This window comes from Microbacterium sp. HMWF026, assembly GCF_003061325.1.
GTDB classification, from domain to species: domain Bacteria; phylum Actinomycetota; class Actinomycetes; order Actinomycetales; family Microbacteriaceae; genus Microbacterium; species Microbacterium testaceum_E.
Genome location: NZ_QAJB01000341.1, coordinates 1 through 5,235, shown reverse-complemented (window position 1 = coordinate 5,235; position 5,235 = coordinate 1). Strand labels below are relative to the sequence as shown.

The following is a 5,235-nucleotide window of genomic DNA, read 5'->3' as shown; positions in this document are numbered from 1 at the left end:
CTCCGGTACGGCGCGGACTCGTGGGCCGGGATGCGCACGGCCGGTCGAGCCCGACCGCCGGAACCCGGGTGACAATTGGCACATGCGCACCCGGCTCCTCCGCATCGCCGTGGCGACGGCATCCCTCGTCCTCGGTCTCGCCGCGTGCTCGCCCGCCGAGCCCGCCGCCGACGTCGCGACACCGCAGGGGCCGGCGGACGCACCAGTGGTGTCGTTCTACGGCGACTCGTATACGCGGGGCACGGGGGCCAGCGCGCCCGAGCGCCGGTGGTCGACGGTCATCTCGACCGAACGCGGGTGGCAGGAGATCAACCGCAGCGAGAACGGTCTCGGCTTCGTCAACCGCCGCGCGTCGATGCGCGACGGTCTCGACGACATCCCGGCGCTCGTGATCGCCGACGATCCCGACATCGTCTTCGTCACGATGGGCCTGAACGACAACTTCAGCTACGACGATCGCGCCGACGCCATCCACCGCACGATCGACAGCGACCTCAACCGTCTGCGCGAGGGCCTGCCCGAGGCGCGGATCGTGGTGGTCGAGCCGTTCTGGTACACGAACGAGCGTCCCGCGTCGGTCGACGTCATCGCGGGGTGGGTGCGCGACGCGGCGACGCGCATCGGCGCCGACCACATCGACGGGGCCAGTCGGTGGCTCGACGGCCACTACGCCGGCTCGACGGACAGCTGGATGGCCGACGACGGCCTGCACCCGAACGACACGGGCTACGCCGAGATGGCGAGCAGGATGGATGCCGCGCTTCGCGCCCTCGATCCGCCCCTATGACGGGGGCCGCGGGGCCCACCGCGCGCGGCTGAGAGACCACACCCCCGTCGCCGCCGCGAGGAGCAGCACCAGGATGCCGAACACGTGCAGCACCAGTGAGGTGAGGCCGCGTTCAGGGAGCAGGAACCCGTACGGCACCCAGCCGTCGGTCGCGCCGCGCAAGAGCACGACGGCGACCCACAGCAGCGGGCCCGGCAGCACCCACCACAGCCGCGTCCACGGCAACTCCGGGCGGTCCGGCGCCGTGGCGAAGTCGACGACGACGAGCGCGGGGAAGACGGTGTGGAGCACGATGCTGACCCACGGCGGCGCTGAACCCGTCCCCGGGACCAGGCCGTTGTAGACCACGGCGACCACGATCAGACAGGCCACCCCCACGCCCCACGCCACCGTGAGCACCGGAGGGATGCGCCGACCGTTCGTCGCGAGCAGCCCGACGACGATCAGCACGGCGGCCATCAGAGCGCTCGTCTGATTGGTGAAGTACCCGAAGAAATCGAAGGGGTTCGCATCGCCCACGGCGACACGCAGGGCGTACGCGTAAGAGATGACGGCGAGCACCGCTGCCCCGACGACGATACGGCCGAGCGCACGCCGCGGATCCGCACGCGCCGAGGCGGGAAGGGACTTCATCCCGAGACGTTACCGCCCGAGTCGCGTCACGACGCCGTGGCGTCCACCCGTCGAACCGTGTCGACGATGGCGTCCGCCACCGCGTCAGGGTGAGACACGTGCGGAGAATGACCCGACGCCACCGACACCTGCGCGTCCGAGGACTCGGCCCACTGACGCTGCTGATCGGCGGGGAGGGCCTTGTCGTCGGTCGCGATGACGGTCGTGATCGTGACGTCGGGGCCGGGCTCAGCCGGGGCCGGCTGCGTGAACGACTCCACGCTCTGCCACTGCACGCGCGGGAGAGCCTTCTCGACGACAGCGGGGTCGACCCCGGAGTAGATGGTCTCTGCGATATCGCCGATCTTGACGCCGCGACCGTCGGCCGACCGCTCGTAGCCGGGCGGGAACTGGCCCCCCTGCGCGTCGAGCAGCGACACCCCGACCGGCAGAGCGAAGGCGGCGATCATGACGAGTCCTCGCACCGACTCGATCGTGCCCGCCGCCGCGCGCGCCGGAACGCCCCCGTACGAGTGGGCCGCGAGCACCACCGGACCCTCGATCCGGGCGACGGCGGCGCGGATGGCGTCCACATCATCCGTGAGCGAGCCGATGCCGGCGGTGTCGTCCGAGCTGCTGGGCAGGTCGACGGTGACAGCGGTCACCCCGCGCTCGGACAGCGCGGCGAGCAGCGGATCGAACACCCAGGCGCCGTGCATGGCGCCGGGGACGAGGACGATCGTGGTCATCGTGAACCTTCTCTCTCAAGGGTGGTCGCACCCGCGAGAGTTCTCGCGCGGAACCAGACGGTCAGTTCGCGGACGGCGCGGATGATGGCGTCGTCGTCGTCGGATTCGAGGTCGTCGAACGTGTCGCGGAAGCCCTCGGGCGCCGGGGAGGTGGGAACACCGATCGGTTCGTAGCCCATCGTCCACTCCGTGAAGCGGCGCTCGTCGATCCGCTCGGACAGGAGGATGCGCACGTCGGAGTGGCGATCGTCGCGGCGGATGGCATCCATCAGGTGCTCCACCGCATCCTGGGGCCCCTCGATCACCTGGAAGAACCGGCCCCGCCGGTACAGCAGCATGCCGGTCAGATCGTGCGCATGGTTGGACCCGCGGCTCTGCGTCAGCAGGTCGGCCAGACGCTCGTCGTCGAACGGGGCGGTCGCCGTGCTCACGTACGAGACCGACAACAGCGGCGCGCTCACGACGCCGCCTCGCGTCCGAGGGAACGCGGCGCCGGCACCCGCACCTGCTCGAGGGTGATCTCGGCGTCCTGCGGAGGCTGGCCGTTCGTGACCGCCGCCATCGCCGCGGTCAGCGCCGAGAAGCGGCCCACCACGCGAGACGTACCGTCGTAGGCGAGAAAGACGCCGTCGGACTGCCGGTCGATATAGCCGAGGAACACGCCCTTGCGGCTGCCGACGTGGAAACCTTCTTCGACGCGGGCCCAGACGACTCCGGCGCCGGGGCGGTCGGTGGACATCACGGTCGCCGCTCCTTCTGCCCGTGGTCGATCGGGCATGAGCGACCGTACCCGGGACCCCCGACACCGGGCCGCCCTTGACAGATCGCGCAGGTGAGAACACGCGAACGCAGCGATCCGCTCAGGACGCCTCAGGAAATCGCGGCGCGCAGCTGGGCGGCATCGTCCGTCCCGGTCGCCTCGACGATCAGCCCCCGCTCCACGCGGTACATCGCGAACGAGGCGATGTTCACCCGCCTGCGCGTCGGCGGCACGTGCGCGAACGGGCCGGTGTGGGTACCGCCCCCGCGCAGGTGCACCGCGATCCGGTCATCCTCGACGAGCAGTTGGATGCGCTTGTACTGCCAGTCGGGGAACCCGTGCAGCAGCTCGGCGTAGTCGGCGATCCAGGCCTCGGCTCCCGCCGGCAGATGCGCCCGCCGCACAGCGGGGTGGACGAACGACCGGACCGCTTCGACGTCGTGCCGGTTCAGGGCGTCGAGGAACTCCCCGAACCACTCACGCGTCTCCCAGGGCTCCATTCCTTCATTATGCGAGGGGATGCCGGAGGGGCGGCGCGTGGACGGCGCGACCCTGCGCTACCACAGCGCGCGTCGTCACGCCGCCCCCTCGGGCGTGCCCGTCGGCGGTGGCAGCGTGTCGGCATGGCATCCCCCCTCGCCCTTCTTCGTGACGACTCGCTCTCGCTCCTCGTCCGCGGCTACGGCTTCGGCGCACACCTCTGGCGGCGCGCCGACCGGGGCGCCCGGGCCGTCCCGTTCCGCCTGCTCGGACGCGAGGCGCTCTTCGTGCGCGGCGAAGAGGGCGTGGCCCTGTTCTACGACGAGTCCCGCATCCGCCGCCATGGGGCGATGCCGGCGTTCATCCAGGAGTCGCTGTTCGGCCACGGCTCGGTGCACAGCCTCGACGGCGACGAGCACCGCCACCGCAAGGCGACCTTCGTCGACGTCCTTTACGACGACGCCGAAGTGGAGCGCCTGCTGCCCGAGCTCGAGCGGCAGTGGCGGGACGAGCTCGACGCGTGGGTCGCCGGCGGCGCCCGATCGGCCTACGAGGCCGCAGTGGGGGCGCTCGGGCGCGCGATCATGCGATGGGCCGGCATCCCGGGAACCGCCGGCGCGCAGACCCGATGGGCGAAGCGGCAGGCGCAGATCGTCGACGGGTTCGGCGTGCCGTACTCCCCCGAGTTCGCGCTCGCCCTGCTCAACCGCCGGTGGTCGGACCGCCACGCCGCCGAGCTGATCGACGCCGTGCGCGCCGGAACGCTCGACCCGGCCGAGGGCACCGCCCTGCACGCGTGGGCCTGGCACCGCGACCGCGACGGCGAACTGCTCCCCGCGAAGCGCGCGGGCATCGAGCTGCAGAACAGCTTCCGGCCGATGATCGCCGTCTCGCGCTTCGTCGCCTTCGCCGCGAAGGAGCTGCACGATCGACCGGAGTGGCGCGAGCGCATCGCGGCCGAGACCGCGGAGCGCGGGTCGCTCGTGGGCGGGGAGTTGGCGACGGCATTCGCGCAGGAGATCCGCCGCACCGCCCCCTTCGTGCCCATGCTGCCCGCGTGGGCACAGACCGACGTCGAGCTCGACGGCCAGCGGGTATCCGCCGGCGGGCGGGTCGTGCTCGACATCCTCGGCACCGATACCGACACGCGCGAATGGGAGCGGCCGTCCGTCTTCGACCCCGAACGCTTCGTGGGCGTGCACGATTACGAAGCGCTGACGGCCTTCGTCCCCCACGGCGGTGGCGACGTGCGCACCGGCCACCGCTGCCCGGGCGAGAAGCTCGCGATCGCCGGGCTCGCGGCATCCATCGCGGTCCTCAGCGACCCGCGACTGCGCATCTCGGGCCACGGGCTCGAGGTGAACAGGCGTCGGATGCCGACCGCTCCACGGTCCGGGGGGCGTGTACGCCGCGCTGACGCGCCGTCGGGCTGTCCGTTCCACCTCGGTCGGGCCTCGCGCTGAGCGGGTGAATTTTCGCGGACCCGTCGAGTGTCCACGACATGCCGCGCCGGCCCGCGCGCGCACGGCGTTTTTCGGCCATTCGACACGCTTTCGGCGGCGCACGGCGCGATGCGCGGGGCATCCCGATCAATGAGAGTACGCGGGCGGACGAGGTCGGCGAGTTGCGCGCGGTCGTGAAGTCCGCCCACGGCCGGGCGTACCTGGCCGAGGCCTCCTGCGGCTGGTCCACGCCGGCCTGAGCCGACGAGGGCGACACCCGCCGCCCGTCCGCGGCGGGGCGGAAGCGGAGGCGCCCCGCGGCCGGTCACTCCAGGACCGACCGCGGGGCGCCACGCGTTCTGCGCTCAGTCCCGCGCGCGACGCGGGCGGCGGGTGGTCCAGGCC

The 5,235-nt window shown here is 72.0% G+C and carries 7 protein-coding genes; 2 read left to right on the top strand and 5 right to left on the bottom strand.

What is annotated here, in order from left to right:
* Positions 1-82: 82 nt before the first annotated feature.
* On the top strand, positions 83-787 hold the full coding sequence (locus DBR36_RS12705; protein WP_108319919.1) for an SGNH/GDSL hydrolase family protein: 705 nt from the start codon (positions 83-85) through the stop codon (positions 785-787).
* On the opposite strand, the gene DBR36_RS12700 is transcribed toward DBR36_RS12705, so the two are convergent.
* From DBR36_RS12700 to DBR36_RS12680, 5 genes are all read right to left on the bottom strand, one after another.
* Positions 782-1,420 carry a Pr6Pr family membrane protein gene (locus tag DBR36_RS12700; protein ID WP_108319917.1) on the bottom strand — a complete coding sequence of 213 codons (639 nt, stop codon included), beginning with the start codon at positions 1,418-1,420 and terminating at the stop codon, positions 782-784. The two genes, DBR36_RS12705 and DBR36_RS12700, sit on opposite strands and share 6 nt — an antisense overlap.
* Positions 1,421-1,446: 26 nt before the next feature.
* The gene (locus tag DBR36_RS12695) at positions 1,447-2,148 is read right to left on the bottom strand and encodes an alpha/beta fold hydrolase (RefSeq protein WP_108319915.1); all 702 of its coding nucleotides are present in this window, start codon (positions 2,146-2,148) and stop codon (positions 1,447-1,449) included.
* Positions 2,145-2,609: a BLUF domain-containing protein gene (locus DBR36_RS12690; RefSeq protein WP_258222820.1), complete on the bottom strand. Its 465-nt coding sequence runs from the start codon at positions 2,607-2,609 to the stop codon at positions 2,145-2,147. The genes DBR36_RS12695 and DBR36_RS12690 overlap by 4 nt, the downstream gene beginning before the upstream one ends.
* Positions 2,606-2,887 (bottom strand): hypothetical protein, encoded by a 282-nt coding sequence (locus DBR36_RS12685; RefSeq protein WP_258222821.1) that lies wholly within the window; start codon positions 2,885-2,887, stop codon positions 2,606-2,608. The genes DBR36_RS12690 and DBR36_RS12685 overlap by 4 nt, the downstream gene beginning before the upstream one ends.
* A 131-nt stretch (positions 2,888-3,018) precedes the next feature.
* The gene (locus DBR36_RS12680) at positions 3,019-3,408 is read right to left on the bottom strand and encodes an ester cyclase (protein WP_108319913.1); all 390 of its coding nucleotides are present in this window, start codon (positions 3,406-3,408) and stop codon (positions 3,019-3,021) included.
* A gap of 123 nt (positions 3,409-3,531) precedes the next feature.
* Between DBR36_RS12680 and DBR36_RS12675 the strand changes: the two genes are divergently transcribed.
* Complete coding sequence (locus DBR36_RS12675) at positions 3,532-4,851, top strand: cytochrome P450 (RefSeq protein ID WP_108319911.1); 1,320 nt, start codon at positions 3,532-3,534, stop codon at positions 4,849-4,851.
* Positions 4,852-5,235: the final 384 nt, after the last annotated feature.